Here is a 904-nt window from a genome sequence, read left to right as displayed (position 1 = left end):
AAGAAAAAAAGCATTTATTTTCACTTTATTTATTAAGCACAACTTCCTAACGATTTACCCCCTAAGTTATCCACAAAAAGTGCTGTAATTGCATTAATATTACTCACACCAATTAAATCCATTAGCAAAGTTAATTTACTCAGATCACTTCGAAAATAATAATCATCAACAGACGCTTTACACATTATGAAGCTAATCATAAATAATTGAATAAAAATTGGCATATATAGAATACCTCATTAGTGTTGATTTAAATAGATATCAAAATTCACTGTGTAAAAATATCACCATGGCGATGGCATTTATATCAATCTATTTGAATCAGTCTGTCCGCACAAAGGAATAGATCGAGCAATACTCATGCCGTGAAAAGTAAAGAAACCATGTGCCTAAGGCCGATCACGTAAATGTGTTCTAAAGACAGGGCAAAGTTGATCAGTTAATTTTTCAGATTGGTATTAATCGGCCACCGACTTGAGGGTTTTCTATTCTTTGCTCTATATATTCAGCAAGTTGAATTTGTTGTTTACGGCTAAGGTAGGCTGGTCTACCTGTACGTGGTTTTTCTTGCAATCCGCTTACACCTTCTTCTAAAAAAGCCTTCACCCACTTATTTACGCTAGTTCTGCTGACTTTTAAAAGATAAGCAATTTGAGTTCTAGATTGACCATTTTGAAAATGAGCGAGCGCAAGCAGTCGCATCCTCATTTGAATGGATTTTTGCTTGCGTGCAAGTGATGTAAAGTCGGTATTTTTTAGGTTATCCATAACAAACCATAAAGCGAATGTAATAAATACAATTAGATCATATTTTTACTTAGATTGGTATAAGCGCAGACTCTTCACCCTACTATCACATGAAATGAAACATGCTCTGCATGTACTTTCCTATTTCCCCATGTGA

The 904-nt window shown here is 34.5% G+C and carries 2 protein-coding genes; both read right to left on the bottom strand.

Annotated features, from left to right (window positions below; all coding sequences use genetic code 11):
- Nucleotides 1–32: 32 nt before the first annotated feature.
- Nucleotides 33–224, bottom strand: coding sequence for a hypothetical protein (locus tag Q0976_RS23980; RefSeq protein ID WP_299497383.1), 192 nt, complete (start codon nt 222–224; stop codon nt 33–35).
- Between the two features lie 223 nt (nt 225–447).
- Nucleotides 448–768 (bottom strand): helix-turn-helix domain-containing protein, encoded by a 321-nt coding sequence (locus tag Q0976_RS23975; RefSeq protein ID WP_299497381.1) that lies wholly within the window; start codon nt 766–768, stop codon nt 448–450.
- Between the last annotated feature and the right edge of the window lie 136 nt (nt 769–904).

The organism is uncultured Shewanella sp. (genome assembly GCF_947501665.1).
GTDB lineage: Bacteria > Pseudomonadota > Gammaproteobacteria > Enterobacterales > Shewanellaceae > Shewanella.
Note: the sequence above shows the minus strand (reverse complement) of the source record. Positions and strands in the feature narration are given on the sequence as shown.

What these genes read in the sequence shown, in the direction of transcription:
- Q0976_RS23980 (WP_299497383.1), bottom strand. Translation starts at nt 224, where the DNA reads ATGCCAATTTTTATTCAATTATTTATGATTAGCTTCATAATGTGTAAA.
- Q0976_RS23975 (WP_299497381.1), bottom strand. Translation starts at nt 768, where the DNA reads ATGGATAACCTAAAAAATACCGACTTTACATCACTTGCACGCAAGCAA.